Genomic DNA, 19075 nt, shown 5'->3' with positions numbered 1-19075 from the left:
GATCGTCATCAGAGCAGGGGAACGCCAATTGCTGGGACTCAAATCCGCCGGCAAGGGACTCATCGGGGTCGATATCACGTCGGCCACGGTGAAGCTCCTGGAGCTGTCCAGGCAAGGAAATCGATACCAGATCGATAGCTATGCGGTGCGTCCACTCAAGGAAGGCGCAGTCGTCGAGCGACGTATACGGGACATGGACGAAGTCGTGCTGGCCATCAAGCGCGCGGTCGAGCAGGCACAGCCGCGCTCGAAGCGTGCCGTGGTCGCGGTTCCCGCGAGCGCTGCCATCACCAAGACACTGAGCTTCCCGGCCAATCTCGCCGATGACGAGATCGAGCAGCGCATCGCGCTCGAGTCCGAGAAGCACTTTCCCTTTCCGCTGAACGATGTCGCGTTCGACTTCCAGCATCTGGGCGTCAATCCGCGCAATCCCGATCAGCAGGACCTGTTGCTGGTGGCGTGTCGTAGCCTGGACGTCGATCAGCTGACCTCGGCACTGTCCCAGGCCGGCCTCGAGCCGGCTGCCGTCGATGTCGAGACCTTCTCCCTCGAGCGCGCCTTCGGCGAGCTGCGTCATCAGTTGCCGCCGACCTACGACAACGAAGAGTGCGTTGCCGTCGTTGATATCGGCGCGACGATGACCGCCTTCCACGTCATCCAGAATGGCCGCATCGTCTACAGTCGCGACGCCGTCTTCGGGGGGCGTCAGCTGACGGACGAGATCATGAATCGCTTCGATCTCTCCAATGATGAGGCGGGCCTGGCCAAGAAGCGTGGCGGTCTGCCGGATACCTATGACAGCGAAGTGCTGGGTCCGTTCCGCGAGACGCTCATCCAGCAGATCGCACGCTCACTGCAGCTCTATTACACCGCCGGCAAGCGTCGCGAGGTGCAGCGTATCCTGCTCGGGGGCGGTACGGCCGCCATCGTCGGGCTGCGTGAAGGCCTGGCGGAGCACACCGGGCTTGAAGTGATCATGGCCAACCCCTTCACTCACATGAGCGTCAATCCGCGCGTCGACATCCAGGCGCTGGCGGGCGATGCCCCGGCGATGCTCACGGCCTGCGGTCTTGCGATGAGGAAGCGCTCATGACCATCGAGATCAATCTGCTTTCCTGGCGTGAAGACCGGCGTGAGAAGCGCAGCAAGCGCTTCATGGGCATACTGGCGCTGGCGGCTGTCATCGGTATCGGTGGTGGCTATGGCATGAGCGAGTATTACCAGAGCCAGCTCGAGGCGCAGCAGCAGCGCCATGCCTTCATCGAGAAAGAAATGGCCCGCCTCAATCGGGACATCAAGGAAGTCGAGGACATCGAGGCACGCCGCACCCAGATGCTCGACCAGATAGAGCTGATCCGCAGTCTGCAGTTCTCGCGTCCGGAAACGGTACGGGTCTTCAATCAGCTGGTGACGTCTCTGGTGGACGGCGCCTGGTATCAGAGCATCAGTCGCAGCGGACGCCAGCTCAAGGCGAATGGCACGGCGGAAAGCACGCGTCAGGTCTCCGGCCTGATGCGCGCCATTGCCCTGTCGGATTCCTTCGGCACCCCGACGCTCTCCGATGTGCAGAGCAATGACGACGATCAGCGCAGCTTCAACATCATGATTCCGGAGCGCCCGACGGGGTCGGCGCTGAACGCTGCCGATGCGAAAAATGACAAGAAAGGAGGTCGGCGATGAGTTTCATCGATGCTGAAATCCGCCGCCTCAAGTCGACGGATTTTCGTGATCTTGACCTGAAGGAAGCCGGCATCTGGCCGGTCACGCTGCAGGCCGTGCTGGCACTCATCGTGCTGGGCGCCCTGTTCTGGGCGTCCCATTGGTTCCTTGCGGCGCCCAAGGCAGAAGATCTCGAGCGTCTGCGTGCCCAGGAAAGTCAGCTGCTCCAGCAGTTCGAGAGCAAGGCATTCAAGGCCGCCAACCTGCCGGCCATGCGCGAGCAGATGGTGGAGCTGGAGTCCCGCATGGGCCAGCTGCTGGAAATGCTGCCTACCGACGCGGAAGTCCCGGCGCTGCTGGATGACATCAGCGAGACGGCGATCAACAACCAGCTGGCGGTCGAGTACATTCGTCTGAAGCCGGCGGAGAATCGCAACTTCTACGTCGAACAACCTTTCGATATCAAGGTGCGCGGCGACTATCATCGTATCGCAGCCTTCATTTCCGGTGTCGCGGGGCTTTCACGCATCGTGACGCTGCATGATTTCGTGCTGACGCCGGTCGCCAACAGCGATGATCTCGAGCTGTCGCTGCTGGCCAAGACCTACAATTATCGCCAGACCCCGGCAACGTCAGGAGGCAAGCAATGAGCCTGATGACACGTCGAAATACCGTGATGGGAAGTGCGTTGCTGGTCACTCTGCTGGCGGGGTGTGGAGATCCGCAGCTGGGCGCGCTGGAGGGGGAGCTCGAGTCCTTGAGAGGGCGTCCTTCCGGCAAGGTGCAGGAGTTGCCACCGCAACCCGAGTATCATCCCGTCACCTATGACATGGCGGATGCGCGTAGTCCTTTCCAGTCACGCCTGCCGGAGCCCGAGGAGGAGCTGACGGCCGTCGACAACGGTGTGCGACCGGACCTCGATCGCCCTCGTGAACCACTGGAAGCCTGGCCGATGGAGCAGCTCAGCATGGTCGGGACGCTGGATGTCGATGGCGCGCGTTCGGCGTTGATTCTGACGCCAGAGCAGGAAGTGCAGCGTGTGAGGGTCGGCAACCACATGGGCAGCAACTTCGGCAGGATCACTCGTATCGGTGATACGCAGATCGATATGGTGGAAATCGTGCCCAATGGTCAGGGCGGTTGGATAGAGCGGTCTCGCGCCATGGCGCTGAAAGAGCCCGTGTCGCAAGGTGGTTGAGATCACTGGCGTTGGCAGTAGCCATATTGTCACGGAAGACGAACGGTCGACCCGCAAGAGTTGGCGACCGACACCATAACGCTTCGATAAGAATAAGGCGCGATCAGCCCGACGGTTGAACGGAGCCACGGCGAGACAGGGGACTAGGGAACATGACGCGATTGCAACGAATGAGTCTGCTGGGGCTGGCGGCAGTCGGTAGCCTGATGGCGAATGTGGCGATGGCTGCGTCGTCGCTGCAGGACCTCAACTTCACCGCCCTCGGGGGCGACCGTATGGAGCTCAAGCTCGACTTCGTCGGCGGAGTGCCGGAGGTCAAGGGCTATCGTATCGAGACGCCGCCGCGCATCACCATCGACCTCCTGGATACCAGCAGTCAGCTCGACAAGCGTCGCTTCGATCTGGGGCTCAGCGGCGTGGACGAACTGGTGGCGCTGGAGGCCGGCTCGCGCACGCGTCTGGTCATGAAGCTCAACCAGTCCAAGCCGTACGTCACGCGCACCGAGGGCAACAGCCTCTACGTCATCGTCGGCGAGCAGGGCGGTGCGCCGGGCGCTCAGCCTGCGGCTGCCTCCCAGGCGAACGCCGCCAACGTGCCGCCGGACAATCGTGCCCTGGAAGTGGCCAGCGAGCCGGCCGTCAGTGGCATCGATTTCCGTCGTGGCACGGACGGTGAAGGCCGTGTCGTGATCAACTTCAACCGCTCCAATGTCGAATCGCGCGTCACCGAGCGCGGGCGCAAGATCTACGTCGACATCAAGGGCGTGAAGCTGCCGCCGGAGATGAATCAGGTGCTGGATGTCGGCGATTTCGCCACGCCGGTGACGCGCATCGATCCGCAGCGTACCCGTGATGGCGTGCGCATGGTGGTGGATGCCAGTGGCTACTACACCCAGCTGGCCACCCAGGCAGGCAACGAGCTGGTGCTCGAGGTCAAGCCGCTGACGCGCGAAGAGCAGGCGGAGCGCATCAAGGACAAGTTCCCCTATACCGGCAAGAAGATCTCGCTCAACTTCCAGAACATCGAAGTGCGCTCAGTGCTGCAGATCATCGCTGACTTCACGGGGCTCAATCTGGTCGCCAGTGACAACGTCACCGGCAACGTGACCCTGAACCTGAAGGAAGTGCCCTGGGATCAGGCGCTGGATCTGGTGCTCAAGTCCAACGGTCTGGCCAGTCGTCGCATGGGCAACGTGCTGATGGTCGCGCCGGCGGAAGAGCTGGCGGCGCTGGAGCGCAAGGAGCTCGAGGCGAACCAGCAGGTCAAGGAGCTGGCGCCGATGACCACCGAATACATCCAGGTGCGTTATGCCAAGGCGGCGGATCTGGCGGCGTTGCTGCGCGGTGAAGGCGGTATCGGACTGCTGTCCGAGCGGGGCCGCGTGATGGTCGATGAGCGCACCAACACCATGCTGATCCAGGATACCCGCGATACGCTCGAGTCCATTCGCGGCACGCTGGAATATCTCGATATCCCGGTGCGTCAGGTGCAGATCGAGGCGCGCATCGTCATCGCGCGTAGCAGTGTCTCCAGCGAGATCGGTGTCAATTGGGGGCTTTCCAACAGCAGCAACGGCAAGTTCGGCCTGGAAGGCGCGTCGACCGGTACGACCAGTGATGGCGGCCTGAGTGTCAATCTCGGCGATGACAGTGATCCGGGCAGCACCTTCAGCTTCGGTTACCTGTCCGGCGATATCCTGCTGGACCTGGAGCTCTCGGCGCTGGAAAGCGAAGGCAAGAGCCAGACCATCTCCCAGCCCAAGATCATCACCGCCAACCAGAAGAAGGCCGTCATCAAGCAGGGTCAGGAAATTCCCTACGAGGAGGCGACCTCCAGCGGTGCGACCAACATCGAGTTCAAGGAAGCGGTGCTGGCATTGGAAGTGACGCCGCAGATCACGCCTGACAACCGCATCATCATGGATCTGTTGATCAACAATGACGATGTCTCCGATGACAGCTTCAATGGCGAACCGGCCATCGATACCAATGAAATTGAGACGCAGGTGCTGGTCAATGACGGCGAAACCGTGGTGCTGGGCGGCATTCTGACCTCCGAGCAGATTCGCAGCGTCTTCAAGACGCCCTTCCTCGGGGACCTGCCGGTGATCGGGAATCTGTTCCGCTATACCGAAGAGTCCAACGAGAAGGTAGAATTGCTGGTATTCATTACCCCGAAGATCATCGAGGACGGCCTGGCGGTGCGCTGATGCATGTGATTCCCAACGTATTTCTTGTCGGTCCCATGGGGGCCGGCAAGAGCACTATCGGCCGCCTGCTGGCGGCCGACTTGCATCGTGAATTTTGCGATAGCGACCATGTGATTGAAGACCGCTGCGGAGCCAGCATTCCGTGGATTTTCGACGTCGAGGGCGAGTCCGGCTTTCGTGAGCGTGAGCAGGCTGTCATCGATGAGCTGACCTCGCTCAGGGAAGTCGTGATGGCCACCGGTGGCGGCGCCATCATGGCGGAGGCCAATCGGCGCGTACTGCGCGAACGCGGCACTGTCGTGTATCTCTACGCGCCTGTCGAACAGCAGCTCAAGCGAGCTGGCCGTGATCGCAATCGTCCGCTGTTGCAGCAGGATGATCCCGGGCGGGTGCTCAAGCGCCTGTTCGAGTTGCGTGACCCGCTCTACCGCGAGACGGCCGATATCATCGTGCGTACCGATCGGCGCAGTCCTCGGGCGGTCACCAACGAGATCCGTCGCCGCATCAAGGCGCTGGCGGACCCGTTGCACGCCCCTGGCTAGTCTCATCAGCGCCTGGTAGCCCTGGCGGGCATTAGTCGCTGTCATCTGTTTCGCCCAAGGAGAATTCTGATGTCCCTGGCACCTGCTCATCGTCTTGATGTCGCGCTCGGCGAGCGTAGTTACCCCATTCATATCGGGCCGGGCCTGACCGCACGTGGTGATCTGATTCGTGAGCACCTTGCGGGGCGTCAGGTGATGATCGTCACCAACACCGTGGTGGCACCGCTGTATCTGGACGCACTGAAGGCCTCGTTGGGCGAGGGGCTCGATATCCGCGAGGTCATTCTCGACGACGGTGAGCAGACCAAGCACATGGCCAGCATCGGCCTGATCTGGGACGCCCTGCTCGAGGCCGGCTTCAATCGCCGCTGCACCTTGATCGCCCTTGGTGGCGGTGTGATCGGTGACATGACCGGCTTCGCGGCGGCCTGCTATCAGCGGGGCGCGGCCTTCATCCAGGTGCCGACCACGCTGCTGTCACAGGTGGATTCCTCGGTGGGCGGCAAGACCGGCGTCAACCACCCGCGTGGCAAGAACATGCTGGGCGCCTTCTGGCAGCCGCGTCTGGTGCTGATCGATACCGCAAGCCTCAAGACATTGCCGCAGCGTGAGCTGTCAGCGGGCATGGCCGAGGTCATCAAGTATGGTCTGCTGTGGGATGAAAGCTTCCTGAGCTGGCTGGAAGACAACATGACGGCCTTGATGGCGCTGGACGAGACCCTGCTCGGTGAAGCCATTCGCCGCAGCTGTGCCATCAAGGCGGATGTCGTGGCGCAGGACGAGACCGAGCAGGGCGTGCGTGCGCTGCTCAATCTGGGTCACACCTTCGGGCATGCCATCGAGACGGACCAGGGCTATGGCGTCTGGCTGCACGGCGAAGCCGTCGGCACCGGCATGCTGATGGCGGCTGAGCTTTCGGCGCGCATGGGCTGGCTGTCGAGTGCGGATGTGGAGCGTGTCTCGCACATCATCGCCAAGGCAGGCTTGCCGCTGGCGGCTCCGGAAGACATGGGCGTCGAGGACTTCCTCAAGCACATGCAGCTGGACAAGAAGAATGTCGATGGCCGTCTGCGCCTGATCCTGCTTGAGCGCATCGGCCGAGCGGTGATTACCGAAGAGGCGCCAGCCGGCGTGCTGGCCGACATGCTGGAGCACTGGCCGCGCAGCTCTCGCTGACATCCCGGCCAGCCATCGGCTGGTTCATAAGCGCTGCACGACCACGCAAGCCGTCACCCTCTGGGTGGCGGCTTTTCTTTTGGCGGGTGTCAGCGCGCCGTGCCGGAGTCATTGGTGGAGCGTGATTCCTGAATTGGTATGCCGTATGCGTAATCGGTATGGGGTAAATCGAATAAAAACGCTGTTTTTTATTTAACCAATACTAAAGTTGCAAGGCGAAATTCATGAGGCATGTCTACCCGCTAAGCGCTTGAGCCTACAGGGTTTTTTGGTTGAAGGTTCTTCTAACCTTCGGTTTTGTCAGGTTTTTTTGGTCGATGGGCGACCTGTGGAGAATTGCGCAGGCGGGAAGCTGGGGGATATGCTCGAGGGAAATCTGGCGTCGTGTAGCGACACTGATGGCGCCACTATCGGCAGGTATAAAAATAAAGATAACCGATAACTATAACCGGGAAAATGCTTGAAAAAAAGCATCTGGACACATGATTTCTCCGTGAGGCACGCCCCATGAACAAAGGTCTCCACCATCCGGGAGAGTTCCGCGACAACTGCGGCTTCGGTCTGATCGCCCATATGGAAGGGCAGGCGAGCCACGAACTCCTGCAGACCGCCATTGAATCCCTGACCTGCATGACCCACCGTGGCGGGATTGCCGCTGACGGCAAGACCGGCGATGGCTGTGGCCTGCTGCTCAAGATGCCGGACGGCTTCATGCGCCAGATCGCTCGAGAAACCCTCGGGCTGGAACTGGGCGCCCGCTATGCCGTCGGCACGCTTTTCCTGCCTGATGATGACGCGCGTGAACAGTCCGCGCGTGACGCCTTCGAGTCGGCGCTGAGCGCGCGCAATCTCGAGGTGCTGGGCTGGCGCGACATGCCGGTAGATGACAGCGTGTGCGGCCCGATGGCCCGCGACTGCCTGCCGCGCATCCGTCAGGTCTTCGTCGGTGCCGCCGACGAGCGCACTGACATCGCCTTCAATGTCGATCTGTTCATGGCGCGTCGCTATGCCGAGCAGGCGCTGAAGAGTGAAGAGGACTTCTACGTCTGCTCGCTTTCCGGCAAGGTCATCTCCTTCAAGGGCCTGGTGATGCCGGAAGACCTTCCGCGCTTCTACAAGGACCTGGGCGACCCGCGCCTCGAGACCGCGATCTGTGTCTTCCACCAGCGCTTCTCGACCAACACCGCGCCGCGCTGGCCGCTGGCCCAGCCGTTCCGCTTCCTCGCCCACAATGGCGAGATCAACACCATCGAGGCCAACCGCGGCTGGGCCAACGCGCGCAAGGAGAACTTCGTCTCCGAGCAGCTGCCCGAGATCGCCGAGCTGGACGAGATCGTCAACACTGTCGGCTCCGACTCCTCCAGCATGGACAACATGCTGGAAGTCCTGCTGACCGGTGGCATGGATATCTATCGCGCCATCCGCATGATGGTGCCGCCGGCGTGGCAGAACGTCGAGCAGATGGACTCCGATCTGCGTGCCTTCTACGAATACAACTCCATGCACATGGAGGCCTGGGACGGCCCGGCGGGCATCGTGCTCACCGATGGTCGCCACGCCGTGTGCATGCTGGACCGCAACGGCCTGCGTCCGGCGCGTTGGGTCATCACGCGCAATGGTTTCATCACCCTGGCCTCCGAGATCGGCACCTACGACTACAAGCCGGAAGATGTCGTCGCCAAGGGGCGCGTCGGGCCGGGTCAGGTGCTGGGTGTCGATACCGAGACCGGTGAAGTGCTGCACACCGATCAGGTCAGCGAGCGCCTCAAGGGCGCGCATCCCTACAAGCGCTGGCTGCGTGAGAACGCCAACTATCTCGAGTCTGCACTGACCGAGCTGGCGCGTTTCCAGCCGATGGATGCCGATCAGCTGGACGTCTACCAGAAGATGTTCCAGGTCAGCTTCGAGGAGCGCGATCAGCTGCTGCGCCCGCTGGCCGAAAGCGGTCAGGAGGCGGTCGGCTCCATGGGCGATGACACGCCGATGGCCGTGCTGTCGCGCCAGAATCGCGTGCTGACCGACTACTTCCGTCAGAAGTTCGCCCAGGTCACCAACCCGCCGATCGATCCGCTGCGCGAAGCGATCGTGATGTCGCTGGAGACCTGTTGTGGCGCCGAGCTCAACATCTTCGACGCGACGCCGGAACACGCGCATCGCCTGATCCTGACCACGCCGGTGCTGTCACCGCGCAAGTTCAATGCGCTGGTCAATCACGAAGATCCGGCCTTCACCTCGCAGACGCTCAAGCTGCACTACGACCCGGCGCAGGACTCCCTCAAGCAGGCGCTCAAGGGCCTCTGTCAGCAGGCCGAGGAAGCGGCGCGCAATGGCAAGGTGATTCTGGTACTCAGCGACTGTGGCTTGAAGAAGGGGCAGCTGCCGATCCACGCCGCTCTGGCGACCGGCGCCATCCATCATCATCTCGGTGCACTGGCCCTGCGCCCGCGCGTCAACCTGGTGATCGAGACCGGCTATGCGCGTGACGCGCACCAGATGGCAGTGCTGTTCGGGGTGGGCGCCACGGCGGTCTACCCGTACCTTGCCTATCAGGTGATGGCTGACATGCATCGCACCGGCGAGCTGTCCGGCAACCCGGCAGATGCCCGCGAGAACTATCGCAAGGGCATGCAGAAGGGGCTCTACAAGATCCTGTCCAAGATGGGCATCTCGCACATCGGCTCCTATCGTGGCTCGCAGCTGTTCGAGGCGGTCGGCCTCAACAGTGAAGTCATGGACATGTGCTTCACCGGCATGGCCTCGCGCATCGAAGGCGCCGGCTTTGCCGAGCTGCAGTTCCAGCAGGAGCTGCTGGCCCGTGAAGCCTGGCTGCCGCGCAAGCGCATCAAGCAGGGCGGGCTGGTCAAGTACGTGCATGGCGGCGAATACCACGCCTACAACCCGGATGTGGTGGTGAAGCTGCAGCAGGCCGTGCAGCAGGGTGACTACGGCAAGTGGAAGGAGTTCGCGCGCCTGGTCAACGAGCGTCCGGTGGCGACCATTCGTGATCTGCTGACCCTCAAGCCGGTCGCCGAGCCGCTGCCGATCGAGGAAGTCGAGTCCGTCGAGTCACTGCTGCCGCGCTTCGACAGCGCCGGAATGTCGCTTGGCGCACTGTCTCCCGAGGCACATGAGGCACTGGCCCAGGCCATGAACGAGGCCGGTGGGCGCTCCAACTCCGGTGAGGGCGGTGAAGACCCGGCGCGTTATGGCACCGTGCGCTCCTCCAAGATCAAGCAGATCGCCTCCGGTCGCTTCGGTGTCACGCCGGCGTACCTGGTCAATGCCGAGGTACTGCAGATCAAGGTCGCACAGGGCGCCAAGCCCGGTGAAGGCGGTCAGCTGCCAGGCGGCAAGGTCAACGACCTGATCGCACGTCTGCGCTACGCCGTGCCGGGGGTGACACTGATCTCGCCGCCGCCGCATCACGATATCTATTCCATCGAGGATCTGGCGCAGCTGATCTTCGATCTCAAGCAGGTCAATCCGTCGGCGCAGGTCTCGGTCAAGCTGGTCTCCGAGCCGGGGATCGGCACCATCGCCACCGGTGTCGCCAAGGCGTACGCCGACCTGATCACCGTCTCCGGCTATGACGGTGGCACCGCGGCCAGCCCGATCACCTCGATCAAGCACGCCGGTTCCCCGTGGGAACTGGGGCTGCCCGAGGTGCATCAGGCGCTGCGCATCAACCAGCTGCGGCACAAGATTCGTCTGCAGACGGATGGTGGCCTCAAGACCGGCCTGGACGTGGTCAAGGCCGCGATCCTGGGCGCCGAGAGCTTCGGCTTCGGCACCGCGCCGATGGTCGCGCTGGGCTGCAAGTACCTGCGTATCTGCCACCTGAACAACTGTGCCACCGGTGTCGCGACCCAGCACCAGGCGCTGCGTGACGAGCATTTCCGCGGCACCGTCGAGATGGTCAAGCACTACTTCCGCTTCATCGCCGAGGAAGTGCGCGAGCTGATGGCGCTGCTGGGCGTGCGTCAGATCACCGACCTGATCGGTCGTACCGATCTGCTCGAAGTGCTGGAAGGCGAGACCAACGCGCAGCGTCGTCTCGACCTCACGCCGTTGCTGGGCAATGACTTCGTGCCCAAGGACGCGCCGCAGTTCTGCCAGGTCAGCCGTAACGAGCCGCATGATCCCGGTGCCAAGAACCTCGAGATGCTGGCCGCGATGGAATCGGCGATCGACAGCCGCAGCGGTGGCGAGTTCAGCTTCCATGTCACCAACTGTGATCGCTCGGTGGGCGCGCGTGTCTCGGGTGAAATCGCCAAGCGCTATGGTGAGGCCGGGCTGGCAGGCTCGCCGCTCAAGGTCAGCCTGACCGGTGTGGCAGGCCAGAGTTTCGGTGTCTGGAACGCGCACGGACTCGAGATGCATCTGGAAGGCGACGCCAACGACTATGTCGGCAAGGGCATGAACGGCGGCAAGCTGACCATCGTGCCGCCGCGTGGTTCGCGCTTCGAGAGCCACAAGACCGCCATCATCGGCAACACCTGCCTGTACGGCGCGACCGGCGGGCGGCTGTATGCCGCGGGTACTGCCGGCGAGCGCTTCGGGGTGCGCAACTCCGGTGCGCACGCCGTGATCGAGGGCGCGGGTGACCACTGCTGTGAGTACATGACCGGCGGTCTGGTGTGCGTGCTGGGCGAGACCGGCGTCAACTTCGGTGCGGGCATGACCGGCGGCTTCGCCTACGTGCTGGACGAGAATCGCGACTTCGTCGACAAGTACAACCACGAGCTGGTGGAAATCCACCGCATCAATACCGAAGCCATGGAGGCCTATCGTCGCCATCTGCGCGAAGTCATCGAGGAATATGTGGCCGAGACCGGCTCCGAGCGCGGGCGCGACATCCTGCGTGATTTCCCTGACTTCGTGCGTCACTTCTGGTTGGTCAAGCCGAAGGCGGCAAGCCTCAACGGCCTGCTGGACCAGTCACGGCGTCAGCCGGAGTGATCGCATCCCTCACCCCAGCATGCCTCGGGTGAGGGCCCGCACCGCGACGGTGCCCGGATTTTGAAGGAGGATTCATCATGGCCAATCAGCTCGCCAACGACTTCCAGTTCATCGATGTGGGTCGTCAGGACCCGCAGAAGAAAGATGCTCGCGTGCGTGCACGTGAGTTCAACGAGATCTATGCCGAGTTCAAGCCGGTAGAAGCCGCCAGCCAGGCACATCGCTGCCTGGGCTGTGGCAATCCCTACTGTGAGTGGAAGTGCCCGGTACACAACTACATTCCCAACTGGCTGAAGCTGGTCTCCGAGGGCAATATCCTCGAGGCCGCCGAGCTTTCGCACCAGACCAACTCGCTGCCGGAAGTCTGTGGTCGCGTCTGCCCGCAGGACCGTCTCTGCGAGGGCGACTGCACCCTGAATGACGGCTTTGGTGCCGTCACCATCGGCTCGGTGGAGAAGTACATCACCGACACCGCCTTCGCCATGGGCTGGCGCCCCGATATGTCCAAGGTCAGCTGGACCGACAAGCGCGTCGCCATCATCGGTGCAGGCCCGGCGGGTCTCGGTGCCGCCGATATCCTGGTGCGCAATGGCGTGCGTCCGGTGATCTATGATCGCCATCCGGAAATCGGCGGTCTGCTGACCTTCGGTATCCCGGAGTTCAAGCTCGAGAAGGGCGTGATGACGCGTCGCCGCGAGATCTTCGAAGAGATGGGCATGGAGTTCCGTCTCAACATCGAGGTCGGGCGTGACGTGACCTTCGATGCGCTGCTCGAGGAATACGATGCCGTCTTCCTGGGCATGGGTACCTACAACGCCATGAGCGGCGGCTTCCCGGGCGAGGATCTGCCGGGCGTGCACAAGGCGCTCGACTTCCTGATCGCCAACGTCAATCACTGCCTGGGCTTCGAGAAGGACCCGGCGGATTACGTCTCCATGGAAGGCAAGAAGGTCGTGGTGCTCGGCGGCGGTGATACCGCGATGGACTGCAACCGCACCTCCATCCGCCAGGGCGCGGAAAGCGTGACCTGTGCCTACCGTCGTGACGAGGCCAACATGCCGGGCTCACGCCGTGAGGTGACCAATGCTCGCGAAGAGGGCGTCGATTTCCTCTTCAACCGTCAGCCGGTGGCAGTGGTCGGCGATGGCAAGGTCGAAGGCGTCAAGGTCGTGCGCACCCGTCTGGGTGAGCCGGATGCCAATGGCCGTCAGCGCCCGGAAGTGGTGCCGGGCTCTGAAGAGATTCTGCCGGCGGATGCCGTGGTCGTGGCCTTCGGCTTCCAGGCAAGCCCTGCGCCGTGGTTCGCCGACTTCGACATCGCCGTCGATGAGCGTGGCCGCATCGCGACCAGCGCCGAGCGTCATGCCTTCCAGACCACCAATGCCAAGGTGTTCGCTGGCGGTGACATGGTGCGCGGCTCCGATCTGGTGGTGACCGCCATCGATGAAGGTCGCCGTGCCGCTGAAGGGATTCTTGATTTCCTGGAAGTGTAAAGGTCATGTGGCGTCACGCATCAGGCCCGCCACGGCGGGTCTGATGCGTCATGGCGGGTGCATCGGATGGCGACGCGAGATGGGCAGGTGGTGGCATTCAAATTGAGCCGGAGCAGCCTTTCCGCTAGACTGGCGACCCATCCTGATCCGTTCCCCCGGATCTCTCCTACAGCTCACGTTTTCGGCAGGTTTCCATGACACGATTTATCTTCGTGACGGGCGGCGTTGTGTCCTCGCTTGGCAAGGGCATCGCATCCGCTTCGCTGGCGGCTATTCTCGAGGCCCGTGGCCTCAAGGTCACCATCCTCAAGCTGGATCCGTACATCAACGTCGATCCGGGCACCATGAGCCCGTTCCAGCACGGCGAAGTCTTTGTCACCGAAGATGGCGCGGAAACCGACCTCGACCTCGGTCACTACGAGCGTTTCATCCGCTCGCGCATGACCCAGGGCAACAACTTCACCACCGGTCGCGTCTACGAGCACGTGCTGCGCAAGGAGCGCCGTGGTGACTACCTCGGCGGAACGGTGCAGGTCATCCCGCACATCACCGACGAGATCAAGCGTCGCGTGATCGCCGGCGGTGAAGGCTATGACGTCGCACTGGTCGAGATCGGCGGTACCGTAGGTGACATCGAGTCGCTGCCGTTCCTGGAGTCCATCCGTCAGCTGCGTGCGCAGCTGGGTGGCGAGCGTGCGCTCTTCATGCACCTGACGCTGGTGCCATACATCAAGACGGCCGGCGAGACCAAGACCAAGCCGACCCAGCACAGCGTCAAGGAGCTGCGCTCCATCGGTATCCAGCCGGATATCCTGATCTGCCGCAGCGAAGTCGAGATCGAGGAAAGCGAGCGTCGCAAGATCTCGCTGTTCACCAACGTCGAAGAGCGTGCCGTCGTCTCCCTGCAGGATGCCGACACCATCTATCGCATTCCGTTGATGCTCCACGAAGCCGGCCTCGATGAGATCGTCTGCGACAAGTTCCGCCTGGAGGCCAAAGAGGCCGACATGTCCGAGTGGGTCGCGGTGCTCGATGCCAAGCTCAACCCGCTCAAGACCATCAACATCGCGATGGTCGGCAAGTACATGGAGCTGCTCGACGCCTACAAGTCGCTGAACGAGGCGCTGATCCATGCCGGTATCCAGGGGCGTGTGAAGGTCAACGTCGACTTCATCGACTCCGAGGAAATCGAGCGCAACGGCACCGACCGTCTGATCGGCAAGGACGCGGTGCTGGTACCGGGCGGCTTCGGCGAGCGTGGCGTGGAAGGCAAGATCGCCACTGCGCGCTTCGCGCGTGAGAACAAGGTGCCGTATCTGGGCATCTGCCTGGGCATGCAGGTTGCCGTCATCGAGTTCGCGCGTAATGTTGCGGGCTGGAGCGATGCCAACTCCACCGAGTTCACCCATGACACCCAGCACCCGGTGGTCGGTCTGATCACCGAGTGGCTGACGCCGGAAGGCAAGATCGAGACCCGCGACGCGGCGTCTGATCTGGGCGGCACCATGCGTCTCGGCGGCCAGGCCTGCAGCCTGCTCAACGGCTCCAAGGCGCATCAGGCCTACGGCAGCGACGAGATCGTCGAGCGTCACCGTCACCGCTATGAGGTCAACGACCAGTTCGTGCCGGCCCTTGAAGAAGCGGGCCTGGTCTTCTCCGGTCGCAGCGTCGACAACTCGCTGGTCGAGATGGTCGAGCTGCCGGATCACCCGTGGTTCGTGGCATGTCAGTTCCACCCGGAATTCACCTCCACGCCGCGTGATGGCCATCCGCTGTTCACCGGCTTCGTGAATGCCGCGCTCAGTCACAAGGCGGCGCGTACTCGCGGCGAGTGATAGGGTGTTGAGCGGGCGCCACCTCGGGTGGCGCCCGTAGGTCTTCTCCGCGGTGGTTGCATGTCTTGATGTTCGCCAGAGCATCCCCAGGCAGACTGCCGATGGACAACGATTTGATGGACGGTGCAGAGATGAGCAACGAACAACGCGTGATCGAATTTGCGGGTCTGCAAGTCGCCAACGATCGTCCGATGACGCTTTTCGGTGGCATGAACGTGCTCGAATCGCGGGAGCTGGCGCTGGAAGTCGCCGAGCAGTATGTCGAAGTGACGACACGCCTGGGCATGCCTTACGTCTTCAAGGCCAGCTTCGACAAGGCCAACCGCAGCTCCATGCACTCCTACCGCGGTCCCGGGATGGAGAAGGGGCTCGAGATTCTGGCCGAGATCAAGTCGCGCTTCGGTGTGCCGATCATCACGGACGTGCATGAGCCGCATCAGGCGGCAGCCGTGGCGGAAGTGGCCGATGTCATCCAGCTGCCGGCCTTCCTGGCGCGGCAGACGGACCTGGTCGTGGCCATGGCGCGCACCGGCGCCGTCATCAACGTCAAGAAGCCGCAGTTCCTTGCGCCGCACGAGATGCGCCATATCGTCGCCAAGTGCGGTGAAGCGGGCAATGACCGGATTCTGCTGTGCGAGCGTGGCTCCAGCTTCGGTTACAACAACCTGGTGGTCGACATGCTCGGCATGGCCGAGATGAAGGATAGCGGCCTGCCGGTATTGTTCGATGTCACCCACTCGCTGCAGCGCCCGGGCGGGCGAGCCGATTCCGCTGGCGGGCGTCGTGAGCAGGTCTTTGATCTGGCACGCTCCGGTGTCGCATTGGGGCTGGCGGGTCTGTTCCTCGAAGCGCATCCGGACCCGGACAACGCCAAGTGTGACGGCCCCTGCGCCTTGCCGCTGGACCAGCTCGAACCCTTCCTGCGCCAGCTGCAATCGCTGGATGCGCTGGTCAAGGGCTTCGCGCCGCTGGACATTCGTTGAGCAGGACTACTGGCCGTTCACCCCTGTGTGAGCGGCCTTTTTGCACTATGGGCAAGATGCCCGTCGTGGTGTTTCAATCCCCCGTGTAGAGGACGACACAAGATGGCCAATATCGTCGAAATCCGCGCCCTTGAGGTGCTCGATTCCCGTGGTAACCCGACCGTACAGGCCGAGGTCGTGCTGGAAGGTGGCCAACGCGCCAGTGCCTGCGCTCCTTCCGGTGCCTCCACCGGTTCGCGTGAAGCGCTGGAATTGCGTGATGGCGACAAGAGCCGTTATCTGGGCAAGGGCGTGCTGAAGGCAGTCGAAGCCGTCAATGGCGCGATCCGCGAGCGCCTCGTGGGCATGGATGCACTCGACCAGCGCGCGCTGGACGATGCCATGCTGGCGCTGGACGGTACCGAGAACAAGGAATCGCTGGGTGCCAACGCGATTCTTGCCGTCTCTCTGGCGGCTGCCAAGGCGGCAGCGCAGGCCAAGGGCATCGAGCTCTACGCTCACATCGCTGAGCTCTACGGTCAGCCGGGCCAGTACTCCATGCCGGTGCCGATGATGAACATCATCAACGGCGGTGAGCATGCCGACAACAACGTCGACATCCAGGAGTTCATGGTCCAGCCGGTCGGCGCGCCGACCTTCCGTGAAGCACTGCGCACCGGCGCCGAGATCTTCCACGCGCTGAAGAAGGTGCTGCAGGGTCGCGAGCTGAGCACCTCCGTGGGCGATGAAGGTGGCTTTGCACCGAACCTGGCGTCCAACTCCGAAGCACTGGCCGTCATCAAGCAGGCCGTCAGCGATGCGGGCTACACCCTGGGCACCGATGTGACCCTGGCGCTGGATTGCGCGTCTTCCGAGTTCTACAAGGACGGTCAGTACAACCTGTCCGGCGAAGGCAAGAGCTTCGACGCACGTGGTTTCGTCGACTATCTGGCCGGCCTGGCCGCGGAATATCCGATCGTCTCCATCGAAGACGGCATGGACGAGTCCGACTGGGAAGGCTGGAAGATGCTGACCGACGAGCTGGGCGACAAGGTGCAGCTGGTCGGCGACGATCTTTTCGTCACCAACACGCGCATCCTGAGCCGTGGTATCGATGAAGGCATCGGCAACTCCATCCTGATCAAGTTCAACCAGATCGGCTCGCTGTCCGAGACCCTGGATGCGATCAAGATGGCGCAGGCCGCCGGCTTCACCGCGGTCATCTCCCACCGCAGTGGCGAGACCGAAGACACCACCATCGCCGACCTCGCCGTCGGTACCTGTGCTGGCCAGATCAAGACCGGCTCTCTGTGCCGCTCTGACCGTGTCGCCAAGTACAACCGTCTGCTGGTGATCGAGCAGCAGCTGGGTGATGTGGCTTACAACGGCCTGAAAGAGATCAAGGGTCAGTAATCTCCTGTGATGTGAGGGCTCAGCGCCCAGCATCGCAGAGGTAACTTGCAACGGGGTCGTGCCTTCTGGCACGGCCCCGTTGTACATTGCAGGCGATGATTGAGTGCGTTTGAGGGGGATGCAGGAAACAGGCCGCTTTCAGGCATTGATTTCGTGTAAGCCATCTCTTACAAATCCCGCAGGACAATCGAGACACTGGCTGCGAGTTGCCTGCGGATATGAACGTATGTTCTTCAATATCTATTTGATTTTATTGAATATATTTTCTTTGACGGCCTGTTCAGGTATAGCGGGTTAAGCGGTTTGGCTAGTTGCCTCGCCGGCGAATGCTGCCCAGAATGGCTGCATGGACGTGAGGGTGCGGCGGGACACCGCAGTCTCGGCAGGATGCCAACGGGATGATCAGAAAAGACTTGATGGCGAGACAGGACGTTTCGCCCCGCTGAGCAGGACGCTTGGCGGAAAAGGACCTGACATGGACGTCGGTAGCAGAGAGCTGCATATCTTCGCTTGAAGGAGTCAGGCGAGAGATGCCAGGGAAGTAAGGATGGCAGGCATGACACCGGAGTGTGTCAGGATCAGGATGATCCGTCGGCGATGGGAAGCGCCACACAGGCAGGAAGCACGATAACGACACGGAGTGTCGAAGAGCCCCAGGCTCTGATATGCAGTCAGGAAGCTTGCCCTTCACAGGAAGTGACGGATGACGGGACATCATCCGCGTCAGGAATGATGGGGCAGACAGCGGCAGCATCAAGTGGCAGGAAGCCACGACAAGGATGGTCGGACAAGGAATGTCGTAAGGCTGTCAGCTGCACAGGCAGGGAGCGGTACAGGCAGGACGCCGGGCAATGCATGGGCAGGACAGCAGGACAGGCAGATATCTGCACTAACGGGCATTGCGGTGGGACAGCTGCGCGAGCAGTGCTGCAATGCCCGCCACGCGTGACGGTGCGCCCCGAATGACAGGACGTCGTGAAGGGCAGGGACAGCACTCAGGAGTGCGATCCAGGACGGATCGACAGGGACACGCTTGGAGCGGGCGACCTTACGGGGTCGCCCTTTTTTATGTCCGGATGTCAGGGTGCTGAGCTCTTGGCATGAGCTCCTGGCATGAGCTCTTGGCATGAGCTTGAGGCACCGGCTTCCGGCATCAGATACCGAAACGGCAGCGGCTCCCGGGGGAATCGCTGCCGTTTCTGTCGTGAGAGCCGGGCTTGCCCGGTCAGGGCGGGCAAGCCGCTTGCCACGTGAGATGCGGGTTGCTTGAGGGGTTTACTGCTCCAGATACTCAAGCTTGCCATCGACACCATCCCACTTCTCGGCGTCTTCCATGGCGTCCTTCTTCTCGCTGATGTTCGGCCAGACTTCGGCCAGATCGGCATTCAGCTCGATGAATTCCTTCTGGTTCTCCGGCACTTCATCTTCGGAGAAGATGGCTTCGGCGGGGCATTCCGGCTCACACAGCGCGCAGTCAATGCACTCATCCGGGTTGATCACCAGGAAGTTCGGGCCTTCGTAGAAGCAATCCACCGGGCAGACTTCCACGCAGTCGGTGTATTTGCAGCGAATGCAGTTCTCGGTGACGATGAATGCCATGCAGGTCTCCTGACGCGGATTGGCGTCTC

The 19075-nt window shown here is 62.3% G+C and carries 13 protein-coding genes; 12 read left to right on the top strand and 1 reads right to left on the bottom strand.

Annotation, left to right across the window (positions count from 1 at the left end):
* Window positions 1-28: 28 nt before the first annotated feature.
* The 12 genes from pilM to eno all read left to right on the top strand — a co-directional run bounded on the left by pilM (window position 29) and on the right by eno (window position 17447).
* Window positions 29-1093, top strand: coding sequence for a type IV pilus assembly protein PilM (pilM, locus tag AOG28_RS11555; protein ID WP_107335932.1), 1065 nt, complete (start codon window positions 29-31; stop codon window positions 1091-1093).
* Entirely contained in the window at window positions 1090-1680 is a 591-nt protein-coding gene (locus tag AOG28_RS11550) for a PilN domain-containing protein (RefSeq protein WP_082388725.1), read from the top strand. Before pilM ends, AOG28_RS11550 begins: the two co-directional genes overlap by 4 nt.
* A complete protein-coding gene (locus AOG28_RS11545; RefSeq protein ID WP_043332958.1) occupies window positions 1677-2309 on the top strand; it encodes a type 4a pilus biogenesis protein PilO in 633 nt (210 codons plus the stop codon). Before AOG28_RS11550 ends, AOG28_RS11545 begins: the two co-directional genes overlap by 4 nt.
* A complete protein-coding gene (locus AOG28_RS11540; RefSeq protein ID WP_107335934.1) occupies window positions 2306-2857 on the top strand; it encodes a pilus assembly protein PilP in 552 nt (183 codons plus the stop codon). The genes AOG28_RS11545 and AOG28_RS11540 overlap by 4 nt, the downstream gene beginning before the upstream one ends.
* 152 nt (window positions 2858-3009) lie before the next feature.
* Window positions 3010-5067 carry a type IV pilus secretin PilQ gene (locus tag AOG28_RS11535; RefSeq protein WP_054556507.1) on the top strand — a complete coding sequence of 686 codons (2058 nt, stop codon included), beginning with the start codon at window positions 3010-3012 and terminating at the stop codon, window positions 5065-5067.
* The gene (gene aroK, locus AOG28_RS11530; protein WP_054556506.1) at window positions 5067-5609 is read left to right on the top strand and encodes a shikimate kinase AroK; all 543 of its coding nucleotides are present in this window, start codon (window positions 5067-5069) and stop codon (window positions 5607-5609) included. The genes AOG28_RS11535 and aroK overlap by 1 nt, the downstream gene beginning before the upstream one ends.
* Window positions 5610-5678: 69 nt before the next feature.
* Window positions 5679-6785 (top strand): 3-dehydroquinate synthase, encoded by a 1107-nt coding sequence (gene aroB / locus AOG28_RS11525; protein ID WP_054556505.1) that lies wholly within the window; start codon window positions 5679-5681, stop codon window positions 6783-6785.
* A gap of 507 nt (window positions 6786-7292) precedes the next feature.
* Entirely contained in the window at window positions 7293-11744 is a 4452-nt protein-coding gene (gene gltB, locus AOG28_RS11520; RefSeq protein WP_054556504.1) for a glutamate synthase large subunit, read from the top strand.
* Window positions 11745-11821: 77 nt separating this feature from the next.
* Window positions 11822-13237 (top strand): FAD-dependent oxidoreductase, encoded by a 1416-nt coding sequence (locus tag AOG28_RS11515; protein WP_054556503.1) that lies wholly within the window; start codon window positions 11822-11824, stop codon window positions 13235-13237.
* 194 nt (window positions 13238-13431) lie between these two features.
* Entirely contained in the window at window positions 13432-15072 is a 1641-nt protein-coding gene (locus tag AOG28_RS11510) for a CTP synthase (RefSeq protein WP_054556502.1), read from the top strand.
* A 131-nt stretch (window positions 15073-15203) separates the two neighbouring features.
* Window positions 15204-16055 carry a 3-deoxy-8-phosphooctulonate synthase gene (gene kdsA / locus AOG28_RS11505; protein WP_054556558.1) on the top strand — a complete coding sequence of 284 codons (852 nt, stop codon included), beginning with the start codon at window positions 15204-15206 and terminating at the stop codon, window positions 16053-16055.
* Window positions 16056-16157: 102 nt separating this feature from the next.
* Window positions 16158-17447 (top strand): phosphopyruvate hydratase, encoded by a 1290-nt coding sequence (eno, locus tag AOG28_RS11500; RefSeq protein WP_043332946.1) that lies wholly within the window; start codon window positions 16158-16160, stop codon window positions 17445-17447.
* A 1275-nt stretch (window positions 17448-18722) separates the two neighbouring features.
* On the opposite strand, the gene fdxA is transcribed toward eno, so the two are convergent.
* Window positions 18723-19046: a ferredoxin FdxA gene (fdxA, locus tag AOG28_RS11495; RefSeq protein WP_043333067.1), complete on the bottom strand. Its 324-nt coding sequence runs from the start codon at window positions 19044-19046 to the stop codon at window positions 18723-18725.
* Window positions 19047-19075: the final 29 nt, after the last annotated feature.

Origin of the sequence: Cobetia sp. UCD-24C, from assembly GCF_001306765.1 — a bacterium.
Lineage (GTDB): Bacteria > Pseudomonadota > Gammaproteobacteria > Pseudomonadales > Halomonadaceae > Cobetia > Cobetia amphilecti.
Note: the sequence above shows the minus strand (reverse complement) of the source record. Positions and strands in the feature narration are given on the sequence as shown.

Excerpts from the sequence above, each read along its gene's own strand:
- kdsA (WP_054556558.1), top strand. The coding sequence starts at position 15,204 with ATGAGCAACGAACAACGCGTGATCGAATTTGCGGGTCTGCAAGTCGCC.
- gltB (WP_054556504.1), top strand. The coding sequence starts at position 7,293 with ATGAACAAAGGTCTCCACCATCCGGGAGAGTTCCGCGACAACTGCGGC.
- AOG28_RS11510 (WP_054556502.1), top strand. The coding sequence starts at position 13,432 with ATGACACGATTTATCTTCGTGACGGGCGGCGTTGTGTCCTCGCTTGGC.
- AOG28_RS11550 (WP_082388725.1), top strand. The coding sequence starts at position 1,090 with ATGACCATCGAGATCAATCTGCTTTCCTGGCGTGAAGACCGGCGTGAG.
- eno (WP_043332946.1), top strand. The coding sequence starts at position 16,158 with ATGGCCAATATCGTCGAAATCCGCGCCCTTGAGGTGCTCGATTCCCGT.
- AOG28_RS11540 (WP_107335934.1), top strand. The coding sequence starts at position 2,306 with ATGAGCCTGATGACACGTCGAAATACCGTGATGGGAAGTGCGTTGCTG.
- fdxA (WP_043333067.1), bottom strand. The coding sequence starts at position 19,046 with ATGGCATTCATCGTCACCGAGAACTGCATTCGCTGCAAATACACCGAC.
- AOG28_RS11515 (WP_054556503.1), top strand. The coding sequence starts at position 11,822 with ATGGCCAATCAGCTCGCCAACGACTTCCAGTTCATCGATGTGGGTCGT.
- aroB (WP_054556505.1), top strand. The coding sequence starts at position 5,679 with ATGTCCCTGGCACCTGCTCATCGTCTTGATGTCGCGCTCGGCGAGCGT.
- AOG28_RS11535 (WP_054556507.1), top strand. The coding sequence starts at position 3,010 with ATGACGCGATTGCAACGAATGAGTCTGCTGGGGCTGGCGGCAGTCGGT.
- aroK (WP_054556506.1), top strand. The coding sequence starts at position 5,067 with ATGCATGTGATTCCCAACGTATTTCTTGTCGGTCCCATGGGGGCCGGC.
- AOG28_RS11545 (WP_043332958.1), top strand. The coding sequence starts at position 1,677 with ATGAGTTTCATCGATGCTGAAATCCGCCGCCTCAAGTCGACGGATTTT.